At 68.8% G+C, this 22742-nt stretch carries 32 protein-coding genes; 15 read left to right on the top strand and 17 right to left on the bottom strand.

Annotated features, from left to right (window positions below):
- Window positions 1-27: 27 nt before the first annotated feature.
- Both ACW172_RS02415 and ACW172_RS02410 read right to left on the bottom strand, forming a co-directional pair.
- Entirely contained in the window at window positions 28-441 is a 414-nt protein-coding gene (locus ACW172_RS02415; RefSeq protein WP_492033602.1) for a VOC family protein, read from the bottom strand.
- Window positions 442-446: 5 nt separating this feature from the next.
- Window positions 447-863 (bottom strand): VOC family protein, encoded by a 417-nt coding sequence (locus ACW172_RS02410; protein WP_492033601.1) that lies wholly within the window; start codon window positions 861-863, stop codon window positions 447-449.
- A 69-nt stretch (window positions 864-932) separates the two neighbouring features.
- On the opposite strand from ACW172_RS02410, the gene ACW172_RS02405 reads away from it, so the two are divergent.
- The 6 genes from ACW172_RS02405 (at window position 933) to ACW172_RS02380 (ending at window position 5533) form a co-directional block, all read left to right on the top strand.
- A complete protein-coding gene (locus ACW172_RS02405) occupies window positions 933-2255 on the top strand; it encodes a replication-associated recombination protein A (protein ID WP_492033600.1) in 1323 nt (440 codons plus the stop codon).
- Between the two features lie 68 nt (window positions 2256-2323).
- Window positions 2324-2761 (top strand): hypothetical protein, encoded by a 438-nt coding sequence (locus ACW172_RS02400; RefSeq protein ID WP_492033599.1) that lies wholly within the window; start codon window positions 2324-2326, stop codon window positions 2759-2761.
- Entirely contained in the window at window positions 2758-3135 is a 378-nt protein-coding gene (locus tag ACW172_RS02395; RefSeq protein WP_492033598.1) for a VOC family protein, read from the top strand. Before ACW172_RS02400 ends, ACW172_RS02395 begins: the two co-directional genes overlap by 4 nt.
- 265 nt (window positions 3136-3400) lie before the next feature.
- Entirely contained in the window at window positions 3401-3838 is a 438-nt protein-coding gene (locus ACW172_RS02390; RefSeq protein ID WP_492033597.1) for a hypothetical protein, read from the top strand.
- Between the two features lie 230 nt (window positions 3839-4068).
- On the top strand, window positions 4069-4800 hold the full coding sequence (locus ACW172_RS02385) for an RluA family pseudouridine synthase (protein ID WP_492033596.1): 732 nt from the start codon (window positions 4069-4071) through the stop codon (window positions 4798-4800).
- Window positions 4801-5041: 241 nt separating this feature from the next.
- Window positions 5042-5533 carry a CC0125/CC1285 family lipoprotein gene (locus ACW172_RS02380; protein WP_492033595.1) on the top strand — a complete coding sequence of 164 codons (492 nt, stop codon included), beginning with the start codon at window positions 5042-5044 and terminating at the stop codon, window positions 5531-5533.
- A 2-nt stretch (window positions 5534-5535) separates the two neighbouring features.
- Here ACW172_RS02380 and ACW172_RS02375 read toward each other — a convergent pair whose 3' ends face one another.
- The 3 genes from ACW172_RS02375 to ACW172_RS02365 form a co-directional block, all read right to left on the bottom strand.
- On the bottom strand, window positions 5536-5712 hold the full coding sequence (locus ACW172_RS02375) for a hypothetical protein (protein WP_492033594.1): 177 nt from the start codon (window positions 5710-5712) through the stop codon (window positions 5536-5538).
- 27 nt (window positions 5713-5739) lie between these two features.
- Window positions 5740-6978 (bottom strand): hypothetical protein, encoded by a 1239-nt coding sequence (locus tag ACW172_RS02370; RefSeq protein ID WP_492033593.1) that lies wholly within the window; start codon window positions 6976-6978, stop codon window positions 5740-5742.
- 163 nt (window positions 6979-7141) lie between these two features.
- On the bottom strand, window positions 7142-7630 hold the full coding sequence (locus ACW172_RS02365; protein WP_492033592.1) for a hypothetical protein: 489 nt from the start codon (window positions 7628-7630) through the stop codon (window positions 7142-7144).
- Between the two features lie 30 nt (window positions 7631-7660).
- Here ACW172_RS02365 and crcB point away from each other — a divergent pair, with 30 nt between their 5' ends.
- From crcB to ACW172_RS02345, 4 genes are read left to right on the top strand one after another with little or no spacing between them, the layout of a single operon-like run.
- Window positions 7661-8056 (top strand): fluoride efflux transporter CrcB, encoded by a 396-nt coding sequence (gene crcB, locus ACW172_RS02360; RefSeq protein WP_492033591.1) that lies wholly within the window; start codon window positions 7661-7663, stop codon window positions 8054-8056.
- Window positions 8053-9105, top strand: a complete 1053-nt coding sequence (locus ACW172_RS02355) for an RluA family pseudouridine synthase (protein ID WP_492033590.1) — start codon at window positions 8053-8055, stop codon at window positions 9103-9105. Before crcB ends, ACW172_RS02355 begins: the two co-directional genes overlap by 4 nt.
- The gene (locus ACW172_RS02350; protein WP_492033589.1) at window positions 9102-9782 is read left to right on the top strand and encodes an HAD-IA family hydrolase; all 681 of its coding nucleotides are present in this window, start codon (window positions 9102-9104) and stop codon (window positions 9780-9782) included. Before ACW172_RS02355 ends, ACW172_RS02350 begins: the two co-directional genes overlap by 4 nt.
- Complete coding sequence (locus ACW172_RS02345; protein ID WP_492033588.1) at window positions 9782-10546, top strand: ATP12 family chaperone protein; 765 nt, start codon at window positions 9782-9784, stop codon at window positions 10544-10546. Before ACW172_RS02350 ends, ACW172_RS02345 begins: the two co-directional genes overlap by 1 nt.
- Here the strand turns inward: ACW172_RS02345 and ACW172_RS02340 are convergent.
- From ACW172_RS02340 to ACW172_RS02325, 4 genes are all read right to left on the bottom strand, one after another.
- Window positions 10543-10707, bottom strand: a complete 165-nt coding sequence (locus ACW172_RS02340; protein WP_492033587.1) for a hypothetical protein — start codon at window positions 10705-10707, stop codon at window positions 10543-10545. The genes ACW172_RS02345 and ACW172_RS02340 overlap by 4 nt on opposite strands.
- Window positions 10708-10791: 84 nt before the next feature.
- The gene (locus ACW172_RS02335; protein WP_492034927.1) at window positions 10792-11943 is read right to left on the bottom strand and encodes a GNAT family N-acetyltransferase; all 1152 of its coding nucleotides are present in this window, start codon (window positions 11941-11943) and stop codon (window positions 10792-10794) included.
- Between the two features lie 2 nt (window positions 11944-11945).
- Window positions 11946-12404: a RidA family protein gene (locus ACW172_RS02330; protein WP_492033586.1), complete on the bottom strand. Its 459-nt coding sequence runs from the start codon at window positions 12402-12404 to the stop codon at window positions 11946-11948.
- A 78-nt stretch (window positions 12405-12482) separates the two neighbouring features.
- Window positions 12483-12656, bottom strand: a complete 174-nt coding sequence (locus ACW172_RS02325; protein ID WP_492033585.1) for a hypothetical protein — start codon at window positions 12654-12656, stop codon at window positions 12483-12485.
- A gap of 127 nt (window positions 12657-12783) precedes the next feature.
- Here ACW172_RS02325 and ACW172_RS02320 point away from each other — a divergent pair, with 127 nt between their 5' ends.
- Window positions 12784-13716 carry a hypothetical protein gene (locus ACW172_RS02320; protein ID WP_492033584.1) on the top strand — a complete coding sequence of 311 codons (933 nt, stop codon included), beginning with the start codon at window positions 12784-12786 and terminating at the stop codon, window positions 13714-13716.
- Between the two features lie 3 nt (window positions 13717-13719).
- Here the strand turns inward: ACW172_RS02320 and ACW172_RS02315 are convergent, their stop codons facing one another.
- Together ACW172_RS02315 and ACW172_RS02310 are read right to left on the bottom strand one after the other, a co-directional pair.
- Window positions 13720-14187 (bottom strand): hypothetical protein, encoded by a 468-nt coding sequence (locus ACW172_RS02315; protein WP_492033583.1) that lies wholly within the window; start codon window positions 14185-14187, stop codon window positions 13720-13722.
- Window positions 14188-14228: 41 nt separating this feature from the next.
- Entirely contained in the window at window positions 14229-14969 is a 741-nt protein-coding gene (locus tag ACW172_RS02310; RefSeq protein ID WP_492033582.1) for a polysaccharide deacetylase family protein, read from the bottom strand.
- A 97-nt stretch (window positions 14970-15066) separates the two neighbouring features.
- Here ACW172_RS02310 and ACW172_RS02305 point away from each other — a divergent pair, with 97 nt between their 5' ends.
- Window positions 15067-15906 (top strand): c-type cytochrome, encoded by an 840-nt coding sequence (locus ACW172_RS02305; protein ID WP_492033581.1) that lies wholly within the window; start codon window positions 15067-15069, stop codon window positions 15904-15906.
- A 1-nt stretch (window position 15907) separates the two neighbouring features.
- On the opposite strand, the gene ACW172_RS02300 is transcribed toward ACW172_RS02305, so the two are convergent.
- Entirely contained in the window at window positions 15908-17170 is a 1263-nt protein-coding gene (locus ACW172_RS02300; RefSeq protein ID WP_492033580.1) for a DNA polymerase IV, read from the bottom strand.
- Between the two features lie 127 nt (window positions 17171-17297).
- Here ACW172_RS02300 and ACW172_RS02295 point away from each other — a divergent pair, with 127 nt between their 5' ends.
- Both ACW172_RS02295 and ACW172_RS02290 read left to right on the top strand, forming a co-directional pair.
- On the top strand, window positions 17298-17687 hold the full coding sequence (locus ACW172_RS02295; RefSeq protein WP_492033579.1) for a response regulator: 390 nt from the start codon (window positions 17298-17300) through the stop codon (window positions 17685-17687).
- Window positions 17684-19048, top strand: coding sequence for a PleD family two-component system response regulator (locus ACW172_RS02290; protein ID WP_492033578.1), 1365 nt, complete (start codon window positions 17684-17686; stop codon window positions 19046-19048). Before ACW172_RS02295 ends, ACW172_RS02290 begins: the two co-directional genes overlap by 4 nt.
- A 22-nt stretch (window positions 19049-19070) precedes the next feature.
- Here the strand turns inward: ACW172_RS02290 and ACW172_RS02285 are convergent, their stop codons facing one another.
- The 5 genes from ACW172_RS02285 to ACW172_RS02265 all read right to left on the bottom strand — a co-directional run bounded on the left by ACW172_RS02285 (window position 19071) and on the right by ACW172_RS02265 (window position 22071).
- Window positions 19071-19880: a class I SAM-dependent methyltransferase gene (locus ACW172_RS02285; RefSeq protein ID WP_492033577.1), complete on the bottom strand. Its 810-nt coding sequence runs from the start codon at window positions 19878-19880 to the stop codon at window positions 19071-19073.
- A gap of 131 nt (window positions 19881-20011) precedes the next feature.
- A complete protein-coding gene (rpmG, locus tag ACW172_RS02280; RefSeq protein ID WP_207870951.1) occupies window positions 20012-20179 on the bottom strand; it encodes a 50S ribosomal protein L33 in 168 nt (55 codons plus the stop codon).
- Between the two features lie 82 nt (window positions 20180-20261).
- Complete coding sequence (locus ACW172_RS02275) at window positions 20262-20663, bottom strand: DUF5990 family protein (protein WP_492033576.1); 402 nt, start codon at window positions 20661-20663, stop codon at window positions 20262-20264.
- A gap of 2 nt (window positions 20664-20665) precedes the next feature.
- The gene (locus ACW172_RS02270) at window positions 20666-21304 is read right to left on the bottom strand and encodes an NUDIX hydrolase (protein WP_492034926.1); all 639 of its coding nucleotides are present in this window, start codon (window positions 21302-21304) and stop codon (window positions 20666-20668) included.
- A gap of 116 nt (window positions 21305-21420) precedes the next feature.
- Window positions 21421-22071: a hypothetical protein gene (locus ACW172_RS02265; RefSeq protein WP_492033575.1), complete on the bottom strand. Its 651-nt coding sequence runs from the start codon at window positions 22069-22071 to the stop codon at window positions 21421-21423.
- 134 nt (window positions 22072-22205) lie between these two features.
- On the opposite strand from ACW172_RS02265, the gene ACW172_RS02260 reads away from it, so the two are divergent.
- A complete protein-coding gene (locus ACW172_RS02260) occupies window positions 22206-22742 on the top strand; it encodes a TetR/AcrR family transcriptional regulator (RefSeq protein ID WP_492033574.1) in 537 nt (178 codons plus the stop codon).

Here is a 22742-nt window from a genome sequence, read left to right as displayed (position 1 = left end):
GGGTCCGACCTTCGGTCGGCCCGAGGATCAACTGCGGCGGGGACCTAACAGCGACCAGACATGGCCGTACGGATCGCGCAGCTTGGCGAGGCGGCCATAGAACTCGTCCACGGCCGGGCGGATGACCTCGGCCCCGGCCTCGACCGCCCGCGCCAGCCAGCGGTCAACGTCATCGACGGCCAGCGAGATGGTCACCGTCGTCCCGCCCAGGGTCCTCGGCGTCAGGGCGCCGACAGTCTCCACCGCCTCCGGAAACTCGTCGGCCAGATAGAGGTCGCCGCCGTTGATCCCGATCATGGCGTGACCCAGCCGGCCGTCCTCCATGTCGTATCGGACCTTCACCTCGGCCCCGAACGCGCGCGCGTACCAGTCCAGCGCCCCCGGTCCGTCATGGACCATCAGATAGGGCATCACCGGCGGATCGGGCGGCGTATAGGCCATGGCGTCTATCCCTTGATCGGCGACCCGATGGACCAGCAATGGCCGAACGGGTCCTTCACCTGGCCGTAGCGGTCGCCCCAGAACTGGTCCGACAGCGGGAACAGGGGCACGGCGCCGGCGATCACCGCCCGGTTCCACCATTCGTCGGCGTCGTCGACCTGCAGGTGGATGGTCACCGAGGCGGGCACGACATCGACCGCTCCGCCCATTTCCGGGAACTCGTCCGACAGCATCACGCTGCCGCCGTTGATCTGCAGATGGGAGTGGATCAGCCGCTCGCCGTCCTCGGCGACCATGCGCCGGACCTCCACCGCCCCGAAGGCGCGGGCGTAGAACTCCACCGCCGCCATCCCGCCGCGCGAGGCGATGCTCAGATAGGGGGTGATCCCGGTCAGGGGCGGCGGCGCCTTGGTCTGGTCCATGGGAAGTCTCCGGTGTCTTGCCTCACTCTAACGCGTGAAAACGACAGCCGAAACGCCTACATCCGTCTGATGTCCGACCTGTTCGAAGCCTCCGGCGTCCTGCCGCCTGACGCGCCCCTCGCCGACCGCCTCCGTCCCCGCACCCTCGATGAGGTCGTGGGTCAGGACCATCTGCTGGGCGAGGGCGGGCCGATCCGGCGCATGATCGAGGCGGGCCGTCTGGGCTCCATGATCCTGTGGGGGCCGCCCGGCACCGGCAAGACCACCATCGCCCGGCTTCTGGCCAGGGCGGCGGGCTATGAGTTCCAGCAGATCTCGGCCGTCTTCTCCGGCGTCGCCGACCTGAAGAAGGCCTTCGAACAGGCGAAGATGCGCCGCCTCGCCGGTCAGTCGACGCTTCTGTTCGTTGACGAGATCCACCGCTTCAACCGCGCCCAGCAGGACGGCTTCCTGCCCTTCGTCGAGGAGGGGGTCGTCACCCTCGTCGGCGCCACGACCGAGAACCCCTCGTTCGAGCTGAACGGGGCGCTGCTGTCACGCTCACAGGTCTTCGTGCTCAAGCGGCTGGACGATGCGGCGCTCGATCAGCTTCTGGTCAGGGCCGAGGCGCACGAGGACCGCGCCCTGCCGCTGTCGCCCGAGGCGCGCCACGCCCTTCTGGCCCTGGCCGACGGCGACGGTCGTTACCTCCTGACCATGACCGAGACCCTGTTCGCGCTTCCCGCCGACGTCTCCCTCGATGTCCAGGGTCTGGCCGCCATCCTCCAGCGTCGCGCCCCGGCCTACGACAAGAGCCGCGAGGAGCACTACAACCTCATCTCCGCCCTGCATAAGTCGGTGCGCGGCTCCGACCCCGACGCCGCCCTCTACTGGCTGGCGCGGATGCTGAACGGCGGCGAGGACCCGCTGTATCTGGCCCGCCGCATCGTCCGCATGGCGGTCGAGGACATCGGCGAGGCCGACCCCCTGTCCATCCTTGTCGCCAACGCCGCCAAGGACACCTACGACTTCCTCGGCAGCCCCGAGGGCGAGCTGGCCCTCGCCCAGGCCGTGGTCCACCTCGCCACCGCGCCCAAGTCCGTCGGCGTCTACGAAGCCTTCAAGGCGGCGAAGCGCGTGGCGGCCGAGACCGGCTCCCTCATGCCCCCCGCCCACATCCGCAACGCGCCCACCAAGCTCATGAAGCAACTGGGATACGGCAAGGGCTACCAGTACGACCCCGACACCGAGGAAGGCTTCTCGGGCGCGAACTTCTTCCCCGACGAAATGGAACGCCGCACCTTCTACAAGCCCAAAGGCGAGGGCCACGAAGAGAAGATCAAGGCACGTCTGGAGCGCTGGGCCGCGATGCGGGCGCGGATTCAGGCCGGAGGAGGCGAGGGGGAAAGCTAGGGTTCGTAGTCCACCCTTGGTTGCGGCCAAGCTTGGAGAGGTTTTGCTTTTCGGACGGAGGGGCGGCGATGACATCGGATAGAGGCAAGCTCCCTTGGCGCATCATCGCCCTGCTTCTCGCCGTGACCCTTCCTCTGGGCCTTGTTTTCACACAATGCGTCGCGATCAGCCGGTCGCCAGACCTTCCTGACGTTTGGCTCTTCTGGAACCTGCTCGCGGCGATCGTCTCGGGCGCTCTGGGCTTTGGAATTATGGCGAGGCGGCTCTGGGTATGGGCGGGTCTAGGAGCGGCGATCTGGGTTTTCACCTTCAGCGTCGCGGCGATGCGCCTGAATATCGCGTGGCGGGTCGCCGGCGGCGTTCCCGAGCATTGGCTTCTGGAACTCTCGGCTGCGAATATGGTGTTCGCAGTGCCCGCAGCGGTTATTGGAGCGGTGCTGGCGGCGACGGCTTCGGGGCGTGCCTGGCTGACTCCATCCGTCCCGAAAGCGGCTCCGGCCGAATGAACCTCAATCAGGTCACCGTCGAGGTCGCGGACATCCCGCTAAGCCGCGCCTTCTACCTGCGTCTCGGCCTGACCCTGATCGTCTCCGCCGACCACTATGCGCGCTTCGCCTGTCCCGGCGAAGACGAGGGGAGGGCGACCTTCTCCATCCACCGGGCCGAGGCGGTGACGCCGAACGGGACCGGGATCTATTTCGAATGCCCCGACCTCGACGCCCGGGTTCAGGCCCTGAAAGCGGCGGGCGTCGTCTTCGACAGCGGTCCCCTCGACCAGAGCTGGCTGTGGCGCGAGGCCTGGCTGCGCGACCCCGACGGCCATCGGCTGTGTCTGTATTTCGCGGGCGAGAACCGCCTCGATCCGCCGTGGAAGGTGTGACCCCTTCTTCTTTCGTCATCCTCCGGCAAGCCGCGTCTTCGCGGCGCAGACCGGGGGACCCAGCGGCGCGCGAGAGCGCGAACCTGTCGCGCACACGTTGCTCCCAGCACCTCGGTTGAACAGATCGCCTTCGGCGCCGCTGGGTCCCCCGGTCCGGCTTCGCCGGCCGGAGGATGACGAAGGATCGCAGCCCTGAGTGATCGCTGTTCATTGTTCCCGGCGCCCGTTGCTGCCAAGCTCGCCGCAAATCCTGGGGAGGGTAACGATGGCCGATATCAAGAAAACGCCGTGGCATCTGTGGCTGGTGGGCGTTCTGGGGCTGCTCTGGAACGGCTTCGGGGCGACCGACTTCGCCATGAGCGTGATCCAGGGCGACGCCTGGTACCGCATGAACGGCATGAATGAGGCGCAGATCGCCCATATGCATTCCTATCCGGCCTGGATGTACGTCGTCTGGTTCGCCGGCACCTGGGGCGCGCTGATCGGCGCCGGGCTGCTGCTGTTGCGCAGCCGTTTCGCCGTCCACGCCTTCGCCATATCGCTGCTCGGCTTCGTGATGAGCCTGGTCTACGCCTACCTCCTGTCGCACACTCCGCCCGAGGCCGAGGCCCATATGGGGATGATGCATTCGATCATCTTCGTCGGCTGCGTCTTCTTCCTCTGGTACGCCTGGACCATGGCGAAGAAGGGCGTCCTGCGCTGAAACGCATCGCACTCTAGGAGTGCAAAATTGTTTCGGAAAAAGCGTTCCAGATCAAGGTTTTGCACTTTTGCACTCTGTTTTTCCGAGTGCAAAGGCGGCGGGCTCGTAGCTGTCAAAATGAATCAAGCTCTGGCCTTAATGAACTGATTTAACAGGCTTTCGTCTGCATTCAGAGGTGCGTCAGCCCGCCATGGGCTGACGCGGGCCTCGCCATGGGCTAGGGACCGGGCGTGAGAACCCGTCCGCCCCCCGTCCTGACGCCTGAGGAGACCGCCGCCGTGCGGTCCTGGGTCCTCCATGAGGACGCCCATGTCATCGCCATCAACAAGCCCGGCGGCCTGACGAGCCAGGGCGGGGTCAAACACGCCCATACCCTGGACGACCTGCTCTGGGCCTTCGCCCGCTCGAACGGCAAGCGGCCCGAGCTGGTCCACCGGCTGGACCGCGACACCTCCGGCGTCATCCTGTCGGCCAAGACCAAGCCCGCCGCCGGCTTCCTCGGCAAGGCCATCCAGGCCCGCAAGCTGACCAAGACCTACCTCGCCCTGGTCTCGCAGGCCCCCCAGCCGCCTTCGGGCCGGATCGAGACGCCCCTGCTGCGGGTCGAGGTCGGGCGCGAGAGCTGGATGAAGGTCGCCGACGCCGACACGCCGGGCGCCCAGGCCTCCCAGAGCCGCTACCGGACGCTCGCCTCCTCCGAGGACGGCGCCCTGGTCGAGCTTGAGCCCTTCACCGGCCGGATGCATCAGCTCAGGGTCCACATGGCCTCCATCGGCCGGCCCCTGATCGGCGACGTCAAGTACGGCGGGGCCCTGACGGCCGCGGGCCGCGCCGCGCCGCGCCTGATGCTCCACGCCGTGTCGCTGGACTTCCCCCACCCCGAGGGCGGCCGCATGACCATCTCGGCCCCGCCGCCCGAGGACTTCCGCGCCCTCGCCGAGGCCATGGGTCTGAAGCTCTAGCCCCCTATCGTCATCCTCCGGCGAGCGTAGCGAGACCGGGGGACCCAGCGGCGCGCGGGAGCGCGACCCTGTCAGGGAAGGCCGGGTTCAGCAGCGCGTTGAACAGATCGCCTTCGGCGCCGCTGGGTCCCCCGGTCTGCGCGGCTGCGCCGCTTGCCGGAGGATGACGAAAGGAAGGAGGAGGGCCATCAGGGAACATCTGAGCTACCGCAACGCTCTCCTTCCAAAGGGAGACCCGCTCATGAAGCGCCTGATCATCATAGCCCTCGTGGCCTCGACCGCGGCCCTGGCGGCCTGCGCCAGCCTCGCCCCCTACGGCCCCCAGCGCGGGCCGGGCGGGCAGGGCTTCTCGGAACAGCGGATCGAGAGCGACCGCTACCGCGTCACCTACAACGGCGTCGGCGCCCCCGGCCCGGTCGCCGACCGCGCCCTGCTGCGCGCCGCCCAGCTGACCACCGCTCAGGGCTATGACTGGTTCGAGGTGACCCAGCGCTACATCGACGGCCGCCCCGACAGCGCGGGCGGCGTCCGGCCCTCGGTCGGCGTGGGCTTCGGCTCGTCCAACTATGGCGGCTGGCGCACCTCCGGGACCAGCGTCGGCGTCGGCCTGAACTTCAGCGGCCCGTCCCCGACCTCGACCACCCTGGAGGTCCGGCTGGGCCGGGGCCAGCGCCCCGACCGCCCTGAGGCCTATGACGCCCGCGAGATCCAGCGGTCGCTACGGCCGGGCTGACCTCAGACACCCGCCCAGCGGGACAGGGACAGCAGGAGGATGCCGGCGGCCCCGGCCACCAGAGCGGCTCTCATGACGGTCTGACGCAGGGCGGGGTTCGCAGCCGGCCGCCAGATGGGCTTCAGGCTCAGGAAGAGCATGCCGCCCAGGGTGATCACGACCACAACGACGGCGACCATCATCATCGCCGGACGGAGGACCTCCACCTAGCGGCCCCGCGTCAGGGCGCGGTACTCGACCAGCCGTTCCTTGTCGCGGCGGACCTGGTCGGCGACGGCGTCGTCGACGTCCAGCGAGGCGTAGCGGACCCAGCCCTCGACGCCCAGCTTGGTCTGGATGGCCTCCACCGGCGTGCTCCACAGGAAGTAGGACAGGGCGCTGACCGCACCGCCCAGCAGGATGGCCAGGATCTGCAGGCCCCGGAACCAGCCGGCCTCGACCGGCGCGGGCTCGAACAGGAAGACGCCCAGCCATATGACGAAGACCAGCGGCGTCACGAAGCGGGCGAACCAGCGCATCCAGTAGCGCTCGCGTCGGACCCGCCACAGCTCCATCTGGACGTACTTCTCCAGGTACTCCATCCGCGCGGCCAGCCACATGGTCAGGCGCGTCAGATAGTGGGAGCGGCGGCCCCAGCCCTTGCCGTCCATCTGGTACTGGGTTTCGGCCTGATCGGCCATGGCCCGGGCGGAGGTGAACAGGTTCTGGAGCTCCCGCGTCCGCTGGACGATCTCGCGCGACAGCTCGTAGGAGTCGTTCTCCAGCCTGAACCGGTACTGGACGAACAGGATCTGCTGGACGCCGAACCAGAGGCCGACGGCGACCAGCATGGCGCCCGCCGCGATGGCCGCGCCGGAGACCAGCGAGCCGGTCCACTGGCTGAACCAGGTCGGGCCCAGGGTCGCCAGCAGGGCGAAGCCGATCAGGGCCAGCAGCTGGCACAGCCGCTTGGTGCCGATGTGGACGCACAGGGCCCGGAAGACGCGGCGGCCATAGGCGTGGATGTGCGAGCGCAGGTCCTCGTCGACCGGGAAGCGCTCCTCGATCTGGCGCGCGAAGAGGACGTGGAACCGGTCCGGCTTCCCCTCGGTCTCCCAGAAGGGGAAGATGTCGAGCGGCTGGTTGAAGTAGGCGTTGATGTGGGACGACACCGCCATGATGGTCGCCGGGTCGCTGGAGAAGACCTCCGCGTCCTGGATCGGCCGCATGATGCCGTCGGCGGCGCGCAGGGCCGTCGGATGGTCGGGCACGGCCTGGGGCACGGGACGATCCGGGTTCACCGCGGCGCCCGGCGGCGGCGCATCGGTCGGCTGGATATAGCCCTGGGGCTCGGACACGCGCGTCGGCTCGTTCACCGGCGGATGGGCCGACGGCGTCTCCAGCTCGAACGGCGAGGGCGGATAGGGATCGCCCCCGGTCGGTCCTTGCGGGTGGTCGTTCGACATGGCCAATCCGGTCCCCTCAGTCAGCCTGACATCGTGGCAGAGATCGCGGCCTCGTTGGACGACGTTCTCTCGCGGCGCGAACTGCCCGCCGACCAGCTATCACCGTTAACCGGTGCGGTTAGCAAGTGACGTTTCGTTCAGACAGCCCAATGCCTTGTCGCTCCTACAGGCGTGGGGCTTCCGTCGGTGCGCCGCCGCCCGGCGGGATGGTCGGGCTCTCGGAGGATACGGTGCAGCTGAACCGCTCGATGTCCTTGCCCACATAGGCCATGTGCGCTGCGATGGGTGCATCCCGGGGCGGCATGTCGTTCTCTCCGACGACGAGTCCGTCCGACCCGGGCCTTTCGACGATTTCAAGGCGGCACAGGCCCGAAACCGGCGGCATGGCCTGCCCGGGGACGCACCAGGTCTGGTAGAAGTAGGTGGTCTCGCCGGTCGGCAGCAACGCCTTGACCGCTACGCTGGTCCTGTAGATGCCGCACTGCGGCTGCCCCGAGTTGTCCCCGCGGGCGAGGATAAGGACGTCCTCATAGACCTGCCTTGGGCGCTGGCTGTCCGGCATGGCGAACCGGGCCGCGACCTCCTCGGGCGTCGGCGTCGCCTGCGCCATCAGGGCCAAAGCCGCCATTCCGGCCATCATCGCGGTTGCCATTGTTCCCTCCAGGTCCGATTAGACCGCATCATGACACGCTTCCTTCTCGTCGCCATCGGCGGAGCCCTCGGCTCCATGGCGCGCTACGGCGTCGGACTGGCCGCCGGGCGGCTCTTCCCCGGCGCGGCCTGGCCCTTCGGCACAATGACCGTCAACCTCGTCGGCGGCCTCGTCATGGGGCTGGTCGTGGGCTGGCTGGCCGCGCGCGGCGGCGCCAGTCAGGAGAGCGTGCGCGTCTTCGCCGCCGTGGGCGTCCTCGGTGGCTTCACCACCTTCTCGGCCTTCTCGCTGGAGACGGCCCTGCTGATCGAGCGCCGTCAGCTGGGCCTCGCCGCCGCCTATGTCGCCGTCTCGGTGGTCTGCGCCATCGCCGCCGTCTTCCTGGGTCTGATGATCGCCCGTCGCGCCTTCGGAGCCGCCGCATGAGCTACGATCCCGCCGACGAGGGCCGCGAGGCTCCTGCTGCCAAGGGCCCCGTCGGGACCCGCGAGGCCCAGATCGTCTATGTCGCCGAGGCCGAGGACGGCATCCGGCTGGACCGCTGGTTCCGCCGGCGCTGGCCCCATCTGTCCAACATCCAGGTGCAGAAGATGGCCCGGGGCGGCCAGATCCGCGTCGACGGCGCCCGCATCAAGCCCGAGGGCCGTCTGACCGCCGGCGCCGCCGTGCGCGTGCCCCCGATCCCCGAGCCCATCGTCCGCGCGCCCGGCGAGCATATGGCCCTGACGCCCGCCGACATCGCCTTCGCCAGGTCGATGGTGATCTATGAGGACGATCTGGTCATCGCCCTGAACAAGCCGCACGGCCTGGCGGTGCAGGGCGGCACCAAGACCACCCGCCACGTCGACCGGCTGCTGTCCGCCTGGGGCGAGGGGATGGACCGGCCGCGTCTGGTCCACCGTCTGGACCGCGACACCTCGGGCGTCCTGCTGCTCGGCAAGGGGCCGGAGGCGGCCAAGCGACTGGCCGGCGCCTTCGCCCGGCGTCAGGCGAAGAAGACCTACTGGGCCATCGTCCAGGGCATGCCCAAGCCCTCGTCGGGCCAGATCGACATGGCGCTCAAGAAGTCCGGCATCAACGACTTCGAGATCATGCGTCCGGCCGACCGCAAGGAGAACGGCGCCGAGCCGGCCGAGACCGCCTTCGCCCTGATCAGCCACGCGGGCCAGCGCGCCTCGTGGATGGCGCTGCGTCCCTTCACCGGACGGACCCACCAGCTGCGCGCCCATATGAAGGGCATCGGCCATCCGATCCTGGGCGACCCCAAGTACGGTGACGAGCGTTCGGCCGAGCTGTCCGGGCCGCTCAAGCTGCAACTCCACGCCCGCCGCATCGAGCTGGACCACCCCTCGGGCGGCAAGCTGATCGTCGAAGCCCCCATCAGCCCCGAGCTACGCGCCGGCTTCCAGCACTTCGGCTTCGAGGAGAGCGAGGCCGACTACGACCCGTTCGAAGGGGTGAAGCGCCAGCGATGAGACGACCCCTCGCCATCTTCGACGTCGACGGCACACTGGTCGACAGCCGCGCCTCCATCTTCGAGGCGGCGACCGAGGCGTCGCGGGCGCTGGGCCTGCCCGATCCCGCCTATGACCGGGTGCGCCAGATCGTGGGTCTCAGCCTGCCCGACGCCATGCAGGCGCTGGAGCCTTCGCTGACGGACGCCGAGCTGGCCGACTTCGTCGCGGCCTTCCAGGCCAGCTTCCGCCGCATGTTCGAGGCGGGCCATGAGGAGCCGCTCTACGACGGCGCCATGGACCTGCTGCACCGGCTGAAGGCCGACGGCTGGCGGCTGTCGATGGCCACGGGTCAGAACCGGCGTGGCGTCGCCCGCAACATGGGCCGCCCGGGCTGGGCTGAGCTCTTCGCCTCCACCCACTGCGCCGAGGACGGTCCCGGCAAGCCCGATCCCGCCATGCTGCTGGCCGCCATGGCCGCCTGCGAGGGCGCGGCCTCGACCGCCATCATGATCGGCGACACGGCCCATGACGCGACCATGGCCGCAAACGCCGGCATCGCCGCCGTCGGCGTCTCGTGGGGCTTCCACACGCCGGAGGAGCAGCGGGCGGCGGGCGTACGCCACGTCGCCGTGGACTTCGCCGACCTCCATGCCCATCTGACCGCCTTCGCCGCCGAAGTATTTGAGACCGTCTGATGAGCCACATCCCGCCGCTCGACCCCATGGTCGCCGCCCGCAAGGGGTTCCGCGAGTCGGAGGAGCGGCTGAAGCGCTTCTGGAAGACGGCGGACGTCGTCGCTGAAGAGGGCGGCTGGAAGCTGGTGCTGGACGGCCGCGCCCCCAAGACTCCGGCCCACGCCGTCTTCCTGCTGCCGACCGAGGCCTCGGCGCGTCTGGTCGCCGACGAATGGGCTGCGCAAGGCGAGTTCATCGAGCCGGGGACCATGCCTGCGACGCGCCTCGCGGCCACCGCCATCGACCGGGTCAGCCAGACGCGCGAGCCGGTCGCGGATGAGATCGCCGCCTACGCCGGCTCCGACGCCCTTTGCTATCTGGCCGAACACCCGAGCGGACTGGTCGCCGAACAGGCGAAGGCCTGGGGGCCGTGGCGCGACTGGGCCGCGTCGGACCTCGGCGTCGTCCTGACGCCCACCGAAGGCATCATCCACCGCGAACAGGACCCGGCCTCCATCGCCCGGGTTCGTGAACTGGCGCTTCAGGCCGACGACTTCGCTCTGACGGCCCTGGCGACCGCCGTGCCCCTGCTGGGATCAGCCGTGCTGGGTCTGGCCGTGATGCGCGGCGCCCTGACCGGCGAGGCCGCCTTCGACCTCAGCCGCCTCGACGAGGACTATCAGGAACGCCAGTGGGGCGTCGACGCCGACAACGCCGAACGCACGGCCCTTCGCCGCGCCGAGGCCGTGCTGGTGGACCGCTGGTTCCGAGCGCTGAAAGCCTAGGTTACCAGCCGCATCGCGCCGGGCATCAGGAAGCCGATGACGACGGCGCCCAACGGTGGAAGCACCCAGGCGCCGAAGATCAGGAAGGCCAGCACCTGACCGAGCAGGAGCACGGACGAGAAGATCAGTCCGGCCCGGAAGTATGCCAGACCCGGACGCACCGGCGGTCGCCTCAGGATGAGGCTGTCAACCCGATGCCCACGGCGGCGAAGGCCAGATAGGCCAGCGAACCGGTCAGTTCCACGCTACCCCTCCCGATACGGCGACAGCTCGCGCGTCATGGCCTCGATCTCCGCCGCCATGCCGGGGCGTTCCTGATCCAGATACCGCGCCACCGGGACCCTCAGCGCCTTGTCGGCGATGTAGTGGGCTGAATAGACCGGGGAGGGCAGATAGCCGCGCGCGATCTTGTGGTCGCCCTGCGCCCCCGCCTCGACGCGCGACAGGCCGCGCGCGATGGCGAACTGGATGGCCGCGTAGTAGCAGAGCTCGAAGTGGAGGAAGGGCACGTCCTCCAGCGTGCCCCACTGCCGCCCATAGAGGGCGTCGCGGCCGATGAAGTTGAGGGCCCCGGCGATCGGCGTCTCGCCCCGGAAGGCCATCACCAGCGCGATCCGCTCGGCCATGGTCTGGCCGATCATCGTGAAGAACTCGCGGGTCAGATAGGGCCGGCCCCACTTCCGCGACCCCGTGTCCATGTAGAAGGCGAAGAAGGCGTCCCAGTGGGCTTCGGTGATCTCGGCCCCGGTCAGGACGCGGATGTCGAGGCCTTCGCGGGCGTCGCGGCGCTCGCGGCGGATGGTCTTGCGGCGGTTGGACGACAGGGCGGCGAGGAAGTCGTCGAAGGTCCGATAGCCGTCGTTGCGCCAGATGAACTGCATGTCCTGCCGCAGCAGCAGGCCCATCTCCCCCATGGCCAGCCACTCGGCCTCGGTCGGGAAGTTGACGTGCAGGGAGGAGACACCCGTCTGGCCGGTCAGGCCCAGGGCGCCCTGCAGCAGGGCCTGCCGCACCGTCGCGGCGTCCGTGCCCGGCGCATGCAGGAAGCGCGGTCCGGTCGCGGGGGTGAAGGGCACGGCGCCCAGAAGCTTGGGATAGTAGCGCCCGCCGGCCCGTTCATAGGCGTCGGCCCAGCTGTGGTCGAAGACGTATTCGCCCTGGCTGTTGCCCTTGAGATAGAGGGGCATGACACCGAGCACGTCGTCGTTGTCGTCGCGTAAGGACAGGTGGCGCGGGGCCCAGCCCTGACGCGGCGCGGCGCTGTCCGAGGCCTCGCAGGCGTACAGGAAGTCGTAGCTGACGAAGGGATCGCCGGTCAGGTCGGCGCAGGCGTCCCAGGCCTCGCGACCGATGGCCGCGAGGCTGTCATGGACGTGGATCGTATAGTTCGACGTCAGGCTCAGCGGACTTCCACGATGGCGTCCACCTCGACGGCGAAGCCCAGCGGCAGCTGGTAGACGCCGACGGCCGAGCGGGCGTGCTTGCCGGCGTCGCCGAAGACCTCGACCATCAGGTCCGAGCAGCCGTTGATCACTGCGGGGATGGCGGTGAAGCCCGGTCCTGCCTGGACGAAGCCGCCCAGCTTCACGATGCGCACGACGCGCTCCAGATCGCCGTCCACGGCGGCGTTGATCTGGGCGATCAGATTGATGGCGCACAGGCGCGCGGCGGCGGCGGCCTGTTCCGGGGTCACGTCGACGCCGACGGTGCCCTTGATCCCGCCCGAGGCGTCGTTCGACAGCTGGCCCGAGATGTGGACCAGATTGCCCGTCTGGACGAAGGAGACATAGCTGGCGACCGGCTTGGCGGGCTCAGGCAGGGTGAGGCCAAGTTCGGCGATACGGGCGGCGACGGTCATGCGGAATGCTCCTTTGAGGGACGCCGGGGGTTTAGCGCGCCGCGCCGGTCCCGTCATCCGCCAAGGCGCGCAAGCCGCTCAGGAAAGCCGGGTTCCCTCGGGCGGGCCGCTGCGTCCCTCGGCCATCTCCTCGGCCTTCTGCTCGCATTCGCGGGCGTAGTCCTCGAGCGCGAGACGGGTCTTCTCGTCCACGGAGACGGCGAACTGGCGCGCCTTGCGGGCCTGCCCCCTCAGTCTCTCGATCTCGTCCATGCTGACCTCCTGTCTGACAGCAGGCCTTCCATCTATCGGACCCGGATCGTGGCCGCCTCCTAACTTTGGGCCGAACTCGGTATGGCCGCTTAAAGGTTCGCCAACCGGCGTGTGTCATGCTGGCGGTATGGAAACGCTCTCGACTGCACAGATCGCGGCCTTCAAGGCCATCCGTGACCGCCTCAGCGCCGAAGAGCGTGCGGTCGTCGATATCGCCTCGGTCGAGGCCGTCTATTCGGCCAGGGCCTCGGCCAGCCACTGGAATTTCGACCTTCCGGCCCATGCGGCCGATGAGGCGCTCGGAGAGGGGGCGACCGACGCCCTGCGCCGCGCGCTCGTGGCCACCTGGGCGCTGGAGCTGCCGGGGCGGGTCAAGGAGGCAGACCTCCCGCCCGAGGTGCTGCAGTTCTATCCCTTCTGGCTCGACAAGCTGGCCGCCTTCCTGACCGAGGCCGCAGAGACGGGCGCCGACTACGACCGCGACCACTGGGCCAAGGATGTGCGCTTCTCGCTGGTGCTCAGCGTTCCGGGCGCGAAGACCCAGACCATCGACCTGTCCTCGCCGATGGGGCCGGGTCAGGTGGTCCGCAACGGCCGCGACGGCTACGGCTGGAGCCAGCTGATCGCCTATGTGAAGGCGCAGGGCTGGAAGAAGCCCTGGCTGGAGGTCCACACCGAAAGCCGCCACACCGACGACTTCTCCGAACCCGGCTGGGATCAGGCCTGGGCCTCGGCCGCCGCCATCTGCAAGCGCCGGCCCGAGCTGGCCGGCATGATCGGTTCGAGCTGGTTCTACGATCCGCCGCTGGAGACGATCAGCCCGCGCATGGCCTATCTGCGCCTCAATCCTCTGAAGGGCGGCGCCTTCATCATCCATCAGGGGCCGGGCCAGATCCATTCGGACCGCGCCGGCGCCACCTCGCCGACCCGCCGCGCCCTGATCGAGAGCGGCGAATACCTGCCGCGCTCCTGGCTGGTCGCCTGGCCGAAGTCGACGCTGATCCCCTGGGCTGAGAAGCGGGCTGCGGCGATGGCCGAGGCGGAGAAGAAAGCGGCCTGACCGTCAGAGGGCGGCCGAGGCGGAGACGAACACCCGCTCGGGCCTTTGGTCGAGGAAGACCACGACTGGATGCTTCTCATAGGGCGCGCACCCCAGTCCGCCCGCGAACACGTACAGATCGGCCCCATACCAGTTCACAATCACCATGGGGCGCGGGGTCGGGAAGACTGCGCGCGCAAGGTAGGGCGTGCCGTCAGGCAAGTCGGATTGGCCTGAGAACCGCTGAGCCTGCTGTGGCGTGATCTCGATGGCGTCCACCGTCGCCAACATCGCCGTGGCGGCCTCGAGGTCCGCCGAGACGGCCAGCACCCGCGCCCTGTCAACCTCCGTGAAGCCGGATGTCCCCACGGCTGGCCCCTGCTTCAGCCATTCGTTCGCCGTCGGCGCATTGCAGACGTACTGGCCGGCTGACCCACCTGGGGCGGGCGACGGGAAGGCGAGCAAGCCGATCATCAGCACAGCGTGGATCATGGTGTTCTCCCGGACAGGCGATCACCCTAGGTCGTGACGGTTCAGGCCGCCACCCGCTCCCACGCCGCCGCCACCGGCAGGATCTCCAGACCGGCGGCTTTCGCCAGACGGATCACGCGGTCGAGGTCATCCGGCGTGCAGCCGTAGGGCGTCGGGCCGTCCATGACGTCGTGGCCATAGGCGATCAGCCAGCCCTTCTCCTCGGCCGTCTTCGCCATCATCGCCTCGAGGTCGTAGCCGGGGATACGGCGGCTCTCCAGACCGATGGCCTGCAGCAGGGCGCGGTCGGCCGTCCCGGCATTGATCCCGTCGCGGACCCCGCGTCCGCACAGGAAGCGGCTGTCGACCACGGGCTTGGAGGCCAGGGCCGCGTCGCCGAACGGATAGGCGAAGGTGCGCATGACATAGCCGTCCAGCCGCTCGGCCACCCAGGCGGCGTTGCGGGCGAAGCTGGCGTCCAACTCGGCGGGGGAGATCGTCAGGGTCGAGACATGCTCATAGGTGTGGCAACCGACCTCGTGCCCGGCCGCATGCAGGGCCTGAAGGTCATCGGTGGAGAACTGGGGCAGGTCCATGTTCGACCCGTCCGACAGGCCGCCGCAGACGTAGTAGGTCGCCGTGATGCCGTGCTCGGCCAGGATCGGCCCGGCCTCGGTCCAGGCGGTGCGCGGAATGTCGTCGAACGACAGGCTGAAGACGCCGCGTTCGGGCGCGATCCGCACCGGGCGGACGTCGAGGTAGCGGCCGGCGCGGCGGCGCATCTTGTCGATGAAGGCGGACATGGCGGGACCCTGACACATCGCCGTTAAGGGGCGTTGAACGGGGCTGGTCAGAGGTTCGGATATCGGCGATCATCGGATGTCGCTGGGGGATCGGCCGATGCTGAAGTTCATCCGATGGGGGCTGATCGCCCTGACGGGACTGATCGTCCTGGCCTTCGTCGTGGTCTATGGCGGCAGCGAGATCATCATCCGCTCGAAGCCGGAAACGCCGATGCCGACCATCGTGGCGGCGAGCGATCCCGGAGCGGTGGCGCGCGGCGCCTATATCGGCCGGGTGTCGGGCTGCGACGGCTGCCACCAGCGCAATCTGCAGGGCGAGGTCTGGCACAGCGATCCGTGGAACGGCACGGTCTATACGGCCAACCTGACGCGGGTTCTGCCTCACTATACCGATAGCCAGCTGGCGCGGGCGATCCGCTCGGGCGTGCGCGCCGACGGCTCGACCCTCTGGGCCATGCCGTCGGAGACCTGGACCACCATGACCGACGCCGAGGTCGCCGACGTCATCGCCTGGTTGCGCACCCATCCGGCCGCGGGACCCGACCGCCCGCGCGAGCGCTTCGGGCCTCTGGGCCGGCTGAAGATCCTGCTGGGCCGGGAGAAGCCGACCCCGGCCTGGGTCGCGGAGGCCAGGGCGAACCCGGCGCCGGACCTCGGGCCGTCGTTCGCGCGCGGACGGCATCTGGCCCAGACAGTCTGCGGCGAGTGCCACCGGTCGAACCTCAAGGGCGAGCCGGGCTTTACGCCGGACCTGCTGATCGCGGCGTCTTACGACCTGCCGGGCTTCACGAAGCTGATGCGCACCGGGGTCGCCATGGACGGCAAGGAGAAGGGGCTGATGTCCGAGGTCGCCCGCGAGAACTTCAGCGCCTTCACCGATGAGGATATCGCCGCGCTCCACGCCTATCTGACCGCGCGGGCGGAGAAGGCGCCCTAGGTCATTTCCGCAGCGCCCGCCCCGCCACCACCGCGTCCTTGCCGAACTTGGCGCGCAGCCTGTCGATGGTGGTCTCGGTCTTCAGGGCACGGCTTTCGGTGGAGGCGAACAGGCCGGTGGGGCCTTCGACCGCATCGACCACATCCGCCATGCCGATGCCGATCAGCCGATAGGGCTGACCCAGTTCCGGTTTCAGCAGGTCGCGGCCGATGGCGAACAGGGCGCGGGCGGTCTGGATCGGCTCGGGCGCGGTGATCCGGCGGGTGATGATCTTGAAGTCGGTGCGGCGCAGCTTGAGCACCACCACCCGGCTGGCCACGCCGTCGCGCCGCGCCTTGGAGGCCAGCTTCTCGCACAGGGGCCAGAGCTCGGCCTCCAGATCCTCCATCGCCGTCAGATCGGTGTTGAACGTGGTCTCGGCGCTCATACCCTTGCGATCGTGTTCGGGGCGCACCGGGCGGTTGTCGCGGGCGTGGGACAGGTCGTGCAGCCGCAGGCCCGTCTCGCCGTAACGCTTGACCAGATCCTTCACATCGGCGGCGGCCAGGTCGCCGATGGTGTTGAAGCCGTCGCTCCTCAGGGTCTTGCCGAACACCGGCCCGACGTGGGGCAGGGCGGTGACCGGGCGGGGCGCGAGAATGGCCTGGGCATCACGCTTCGAGACGACCGAGAAGCCGCGCGGCTTGTCCATCTCGGAGGCCATCTTCGCGAGGAAGCGGTTGGGCGCCAGGCCGATGGAGACGGTGAGGCCCGTCTCCTCCTCGATCCGCTTCATCAGCCGGATCAGCTGTAGCGCCGGCGGTCCGCCGTTCAGCCGTTCGGTGCCCGCCAGATCGATCCAGGCCTCGTCCAGCGACAAGGTCTGGACCAGTGGCGTCAGCTCGCCGACGAAGCCGAAGATCCGCTGCGATTCAAAGACGTACTTGGTGAAGTCGGGCTTGATCACCGTGGCGTCGGGACAGGCCTTCAGCGCCTTGAACATCGGCATGGCCGAATGGACGCCGTACATCCGCGCGACATAGCAGCAGGTCGAGACCACGCCCCGGACGCCGCCGCCGACGATGACCGGCTTGTCCCTCAGTTCGGGCCGGTCGCGCTTCTCCACCGAGGCGTAGAAGGCGTCGCAATCCAGGTGGGCGATGGTCAGCTGGTCGAGCTCGGGATCGCAGACCAGACGCCGCGAACCGCAGTCCGGACAGCGCTTTTCAGCCGGCGCCTCGGCCCCGGTCCACAGACAGTCGCGACAGATGGCCGTGATGGCCAAAACCCAATCTCCCCGGGCGGTTCCGGCTTCACGTCAACTTAAGACCCGGGCGCCCATATTGCACGGGAAGAAGGCGACCCAGCCTCCCCGCCGCAGCGCGACCGGAGGCGAACCAGACCAGGTGATGATGTCCAAGAAAGTCCTCATCGTCGAGGATAACGAGCTGAACATGAAGCTGTTTCATGATCTGCTCGACTCGCAAGGGTACCAGACCCTGCAGACCCGCGAAGGTCTGCAGGCCATGGCCCTCGCGCGCCAGCACATGCCCGATCTGATTCTGATGGACATCCAGCTGCCCGAGATCTCGGGTCTCGAAGTCACCAAATGGCTGAAGGACGACGAGGAGCTGGCCCACATCCCGGTCATCGCCGTCACCGCCTTCGCCATGAAGGGCGACGAGGAACGGATCCGCCAGGGCGGCTGCGAGGCCTATATCTCCAAGCCCATCTCGGTGATGCACTTCCTCGAGACCGTGCGGAAGCACCTCGGGACCCCGGCCCCGGTGACGACCCGATGACCGCGCGCATCCTGGTCGTCGACGACGTCGAGCCGAACGTCCGCCTGCTCGAGGCCAAGCTGACGCTCGAGTATTACGACGTCCTGAGCTGCCACGACGGTCTGACGGCCCTGAAGCTGGCCTCGGCCGAGAAGCCCGACATCATCCTGCTGGACGTCATGATGCCCGGCATGGACGGGTTCGAGACCTGCAAGCGGCTGAAGGCCGATCCGGAGACCCGCCACATCCCGGTGGTCCTGGTCACCGCCCTGGACGGTCGCGAGGACCGTATCCGCGGGCTGGACGCCGGCGCCGACGACTTCCTGACCAAGCCGCTGGACGACCTGGTGCTGTTCGCCCGCGTTCGCTCGCTGGTCCGGCTGAAGCTGATCATGGACGAGCTGCGCGAGCGCGAGGAGAGCGGCCGCCGCCTGGGCGTCTCCACCGACGGCGCCGGGCGACTGCGGGGTTCGGGCGGTCGGGTCCTGATCGTCGACGACAACGAGCGCCAGTCGGCCAAGATCGTCGAGGAGTTGTCGCGCGAGCACCGGCCGGTGGTCGAGACCGACGCGGGCGCCGCCCTGATCGCCTCCAAGGGTCTGATCGACCTGATGATCGTCAATACGGCGGCCGAGAGCTTCGACGGCCTGCGCCTGATCGCCCAGGTGCGCTCGGCCGAACCGACCCGCCACCTGCCCATCCTGGCCATCGTCGACGCCGCCGAGCGGCCGCGGCTGGTCAAGGCGCTGGAGCTGGGCGTCAACGACATCCTGTCCAAGCCCATCGATTCGGAAGAGCTGGCGGCCCGGGCGCGGACCCAGATCCGCCGCAAGCGTTACACCGACTTCCTGCGCGAGAAGCTGGACTACAGCCTCGAGATGGCGGTCACCGACGCCCTGACCGGGCTGCACAATCGCCGCTATATGGCCGGCCAGCTGCAGGCCTTCGTCCAGCGCGCCAACCACGGCGGCGATCCCGTCGCGGTGTTGGTGCTGGACATCGACCACTTCAAGTCGGTCAACGACGGGTTCGGCCACGACGCGGGGGACGAGGTCCTGACCGAGTTCGCCGTGCGGCTGGCGACCAATGTCCGCGCCGTCGACCTGCCCTGCCGTCTGGGCGGGGAGGAGTTCGTGGTGGTCATGCCCGACACCACCCTGGCCGACGCCCATCGCATCGCCGACCGCATCCGCCGCGACATCGGCCTGGCCCCGTTCCGGGTCATGGGCGGCAAGGAACACCTGACCGTGACGGTCTCGATCGGCGTTTCGGCGACCATCGGGTCGGACGACACCCCCGAGGCCCTGCTCAAGCGGGCCGACGAGGGCGTCTATGAGGCCAAGGCCTCGGGCCGCAACCAGGTCATCGCCCGGGCTGCGTAGGACGGGGCTGCGTAGAAGCAGCCTACTTCCGCACCACGACCTTCAGGAAGGTGGCGGGAACCACGATCTGGCCCCGCTCGCCCTGATTCTGGGCCTCGAACAGGGCCAGGAGCTCGGCGTGCAGCTCCTCGGCGCGCCCGTCCTTCGCCGCCGCCTCATAGGCGTTCATCGTCGGGCCGTAGAAGTTGCGGAAGGTGTCGAGGAACTCCGTCACCGTCCCCGGGCGGCTGAACAGATAGGTCTGGGGCTCGCAGCTGATGTGGTCGGCGGGGATGCCCGCCGCGCCGAACCGTTCGACGACATTGGCCGGTACGCCCCAGGTCATGGGGCTGACGAAGCCCTCGGGCGGGGGCGGGCTGTAGGCAGAGGCGATCTTCAGCACCTGGGCGACCAGGGTCGGGTCGCCGGGAATCCAGTTGCCCATGACGATCCGGCCGCCGGGTTTGGTGACCCGCACCATCTCCGAGGCCACGTCGAAGGGTCGGGGCGCGAACATGGCGCCGAAGACGCTGACCACCAGATCGAAGCGCTCGTCCTCGAGATCGGTCAGGGCCGAGGCGTCGCCTTCCTGAAAGCGCAGGTTGGTCAGCCCGGCCTCGGCGGCGCGGGCGTTGCCGGCCGCAACCAGATTGCTGGCGATGTCGACGCCCAGAACGTCCGCGCCCAGACGGGCCGAGGGCAGGGCTGTCGTGCCGTCGCCGCAGCCGAGGTCCAGCACCGCCATCCCGGGACCGACGCCCAGTCCCTCGACGAAGGCCGCGCCGCTGTCGCGCATCGCCGCCGCCAGTTTGGTGAAATCACCCTTTTCCCACAACGCCTTGTTCGGATTCACTGACCTGCCTCCCCGTTGTATATGCGGGCAGGATACCAGCTTTGCGTTTGTCCGGCGACGGCGAGGCCCAAAGCAAAACGCCCGGCTGGAGGACCAGCCGGGCGTTTCGAACTCAGGCGGTTGGCCAGATCTTACTTGATCTTGCCTTCCTTGAACTGGACGTGCTTGCGCGCGACCGGGTCGTATTTGTTGACGACCATCTTCTCGGTCATGGTGCGGGCGTTCTTCTTGGTGACATAGAAGAAGCCGGTGTCGGCGGTCGAGTTCAGGCGGATTTTGATAGAAGCCGGCTTGGCCATCGGAATTACCTCTGCGACGGCGAAAGCCGCTAAAATAAGAGGCGCGGAACATACTCAGGCGCGCCCGGAAGTCAACGTGGATTCAGACAGCGCGCCACGGCTCGATCGGTTTGACCGTCGCACAGGCCGGCAGACCGTCCTTGTCGCGGCCCGGAAGGGTCACCGCCAGCACCTTTCCGGCCCGCGCCTGATCCAGCAGAGGGCCCAGCTGGTGGACGTCGATCTTGGCGCGGCGGCTGACCGTCGTGTGCCCTCCAGCCTGTCCGCCGATGGCGATATAGACGAAGCGGCGCTCCTTACCTTCACGGCGGACGAAGGGACCGGTCAGGCGGTTGTCGTCGGACAGTTTGACCGGCACGTCGAAGGACAGGGGAGTGTCGGTCGCGACCACAGGCCCCACGGGAACAGACTTCTGGTCCTGCAGGCTGTAGGTCATGCCGGGGACCGGATCGGCGATGGTCAGGCGCAGGGTGATGCCGGTCATGGTCAGTCCCGTGTGATGATATGCGATCCGCGCACGAAGCGGACGAAGGGCGGGATGCGGTCCGGGTCGGCGCGGCGTTCGGCGGCCTCGCCCAGCACCATGCGGGTGATGGCGGGCAGCTCCAGCGTCCGGGCCTCAGCCAAGGGCATCCAGGCGATCTCGTCCAGCTCGCCCGATCCGGCGGTGGGTTCGGGCGTCAGCAGGCCCGAGGCCTCGGCCATGAAGAAGCGGGCGTCGAAGCGGCGGGTGCGACCGGGCGGGGTGATGGCGCGGGCGACATAGGTCAGGACCGACAGGTCGGGCAGGGCGCCGACGGCCCGGAACTCGCGCCAGCCGCCGGCGACGGAGGCGACCGGGGCCGGCCGGGCCAGCATCATCCCCGTCTCCTCGAAGGTCTCGCGAATGGCGGCGAGCGCCAGGGCCCGGGCGCGACGGGCCGGGACCTCGGCCTCCAGCCGGGCGGCCTCGACCAGATCGCCGGTGGAGGCGGCGGTGAAGTCGCCGCGCTCGACCCGACCGCCGGGAAAGACCCATTTGGAGGCCATGAAGACGTGGCCCGGCGCGCGGCGGCCCATCAGCACCTCCGGCCCGGCACCTCCGTCGCGGAACAGGATCAGGGTCGCCGCGTCCCTGGGCCGCATCCGCCCGCCGACGCGCGGGGCGTCCTTCAGATCCTGCCGGGCGTCAAAGGGTTCAAGCTCGCTCACCCGGCCGTCATAGCACCGGGGGCGGGCCAGAACAGGGCCGCACGCGAACATCAGATCTCGCGCCTGATCAGCTGGATCGCCACGGCCAGCGACCAGACGGCGAAGACGGCCAGGGCGATCACCGCCGGAAGCAGGCTGAAGTCGCCGTGGCCGTGCATCAGCCACCAGCCCGAGAGGAGGGCGACGACGATGCCGAGGCCGCCTGCGATCTTTGTCATCAAGCCCAGCCGCAGCATCCGCACGGCCCACAGCGCGCAGGCGAGGCCGATCAGGATCATGCCGAAGAAGGCCAGCACCTGATTGAGGGCGCCAAAGGGCGCGGCCTGAAGCCGGGCCAGCTCATGATTGGCTGCGTGGGCCATGATCCGGGGCACGGCGAAGCCGTTGACCAGGGCCGCGCCGATCAGGGCGGCCATCCCGCCGTTGAAGGCGAGGGCGCCGGCGCGCACCGACAGATAGCGCTCGCCCAGCCGACGCGGCAGCACCGTTGCGCCGGCCATCAGGATCAGGATGCAGGCGATCATCCCGCCATGGACCAGCCCGTTGCTCCAGTCGCGCATCAGATGGCCGTCGTCCGGCCCGTGCAGGGAGGTCGGGTGGTGCATCATCAGGAACAGGGCCGCCAGGGTCCCGCCCAGCATCAATCCGCCGCCCAGGCGGTCGTCCGTTCCCGTGTCTGTGGTGTTGGTCTCGTTGGTCATTGGCCCCTCCTGAAATGGTCGCGCGAGGGTGACGAGCCGGAAGGGAGGCTGCGAGGGACGATCCGGCGCGGAGTCCGCTTCCGGACTTTCGCCGCCATTTGTCCGGAAGGGGACGACTGAACAGCCGCCGCCGGATGCCCTATCGTGCGGTCATGACCCATGACGCGCAGGAGATGGACCGGAGGATACGCCGCACGCGGGCGGCGATCTCGGAGGCCTTCATCCGGCTGATGTTCTCGCGGCGCTATGACGCGATCCGCACGGCGGATGTGATCGCCGAGGCCGGGGTCGGGCGCTCGACCTTCTATGAGCATTTCCGCAACAAGGACGAGGTTCTGGTCGCGGTGATCGACCCCCTGTTCATCCCGCTGGCCGACGCCGCCGTGGGACGCGGCGACGTCTACCGGCTGCAGGCCATGCTGGCCCATCTGTGGGAGCAGAGGTCGCTGGGCCGGATGCTGTTCGCCTCCGGCCTGCTGGACAAGCTGCAGCGCAAGCTGGCGGCGATGATCGCGGCGCGGATGGAACAGGCCGACGGGGAGGGGCCGACGGCCCTGATCGCGGCGGGTGCGGCGGCGGGGCAACTGGCCATGCTCAAGTCATGGATGACCGGGGAGGTCGCCTACCCGACCGCCGACCTCGCCCGGCTGATGACGAAGCGGACGGCCTAG

It is taken from the genome of Brevundimonas sp. ALps5, assembly GCF_058681645.1.
The sequence above is the reverse complement of the archived record's forward strand: the minus strand, read 5'-3'. Positions and strand labels throughout refer to the sequence as shown.

Coding starts and splice junctions, on each gene's coding strand:
- ACW172_RS02415 (WP_492033602.1), bottom strand. CDS start 441: ATGGCCTATACGCCGCCCGATCCGCCGGTGATGCCCTATCTGATGGTC.
- ACW172_RS02410 (WP_492033601.1), bottom strand. CDS start 863: ATGGACCAGACCAAGGCGCCGCCGCCCCTGACCGGGATCACCCCCTAT.
- ACW172_RS02405 (WP_492033600.1), top strand. CDS start 933: ATGTCCGACCTGTTCGAAGCCTCCGGCGTCCTGCCGCCTGACGCGCCC.
- ACW172_RS02400 (WP_492033599.1), top strand. CDS start 2,324: ATGACATCGGATAGAGGCAAGCTCCCTTGGCGCATCATCGCCCTGCTT.
- ACW172_RS02395 (WP_492033598.1), top strand. CDS start 2,758: ATGAACCTCAATCAGGTCACCGTCGAGGTCGCGGACATCCCGCTAAGC.
- ACW172_RS02390 (WP_492033597.1), top strand. CDS start 3,401: ATGGCCGATATCAAGAAAACGCCGTGGCATCTGTGGCTGGTGGGCGTT.
- ACW172_RS02380 (WP_492033595.1), top strand. CDS start 5,042: ATGAAGCGCCTGATCATCATAGCCCTCGTGGCCTCGACCGCGGCCCTG.
- ACW172_RS02375 (WP_492033594.1), bottom strand. CDS start 5,712: ATGGTCGCCGTCGTTGTGGTCGTGATCACCCTGGGCGGCATGCTCTTC.
- ACW172_RS02370 (WP_492033593.1), bottom strand. CDS start 6,978: ATGTCGAACGACCACCCGCAAGGACCGACCGGGGGCGATCCCTATCCG.
- ACW172_RS02365 (WP_492033592.1), bottom strand. CDS start 7,630: ATGGCAACCGCGATGATGGCCGGAATGGCGGCTTTGGCCCTGATGGCG.
- crcB (WP_492033591.1), top strand. CDS start 7,661: ATGACACGCTTCCTTCTCGTCGCCATCGGCGGAGCCCTCGGCTCCATG.
- ACW172_RS02355 (WP_492033590.1), top strand. CDS start 8,053: ATGAGCTACGATCCCGCCGACGAGGGCCGCGAGGCTCCTGCTGCCAAG.
- ACW172_RS02350 (WP_492033589.1), top strand. CDS start 9,102: ATGAGACGACCCCTCGCCATCTTCGACGTCGACGGCACACTGGTCGAC.
- ACW172_RS02345 (WP_492033588.1), top strand. CDS start 9,782: ATGAGCCACATCCCGCCGCTCGACCCCATGGTCGCCGCCCGCAAGGGG.
- ACW172_RS02330 (WP_492033586.1), bottom strand. CDS start 12,404: ATGACCGTCGCCGCCCGTATCGCCGAACTTGGCCTCACCCTGCCTGAG.
- ACW172_RS02325 (WP_492033585.1), bottom strand. CDS start 12,656: ATGGACGAGATCGAGAGACTGAGGGGGCAGGCCCGCAAGGCGCGCCAG.
- ACW172_RS02320 (WP_492033584.1), top strand. CDS start 12,784: ATGGAAACGCTCTCGACTGCACAGATCGCGGCCTTCAAGGCCATCCGT.
- ACW172_RS02315 (WP_492033583.1), bottom strand. CDS start 14,187: ATGATCCACGCTGTGCTGATGATCGGCTTGCTCGCCTTCCCGTCGCCC.
- ACW172_RS02310 (WP_492033582.1), bottom strand. CDS start 14,969: ATGTCCGCCTTCATCGACAAGATGCGCCGCCGCGCCGGCCGCTACCTC.
- ACW172_RS02305 (WP_492033581.1), top strand. CDS start 15,067: ATGCTGAAGTTCATCCGATGGGGGCTGATCGCCCTGACGGGACTGATC.
- ACW172_RS02295 (WP_492033579.1), top strand. CDS start 17,298: ATGTCCAAGAAAGTCCTCATCGTCGAGGATAACGAGCTGAACATGAAG.
- ACW172_RS02290 (WP_492033578.1), top strand. CDS start 17,684: ATGACCGCGCGCATCCTGGTCGTCGACGACGTCGAGCCGAACGTCCGC.
- rpmG (WP_207870951.1), bottom strand. CDS start 20,179: ATGGCCAAGCCGGCTTCTATCAAAATCCGCCTGAACTCGACCGCCGAC.
- ACW172_RS02275 (WP_492033576.1), bottom strand. CDS start 20,663: ATGACCGGCATCACCCTGCGCCTGACCATCGCCGATCCGGTCCCCGGC.
- ACW172_RS02270 (WP_492034926.1), bottom strand. CDS start 21,304: ATGCGGCCCAGGGACGCGGCGACCCTGATCCTGTTCCGCGACGGAGGT.
- ACW172_RS02265 (WP_492033575.1), bottom strand. CDS start 22,071: ATGACCAACGAGACCAACACCACAGACACGGGAACGGACGACCGCCTG.
- ACW172_RS02260 (WP_492033574.1), top strand. CDS start 22,206: ATGCCCTATCGTGCGGTCATGACCCATGACGCGCAGGAGATGGACCGG.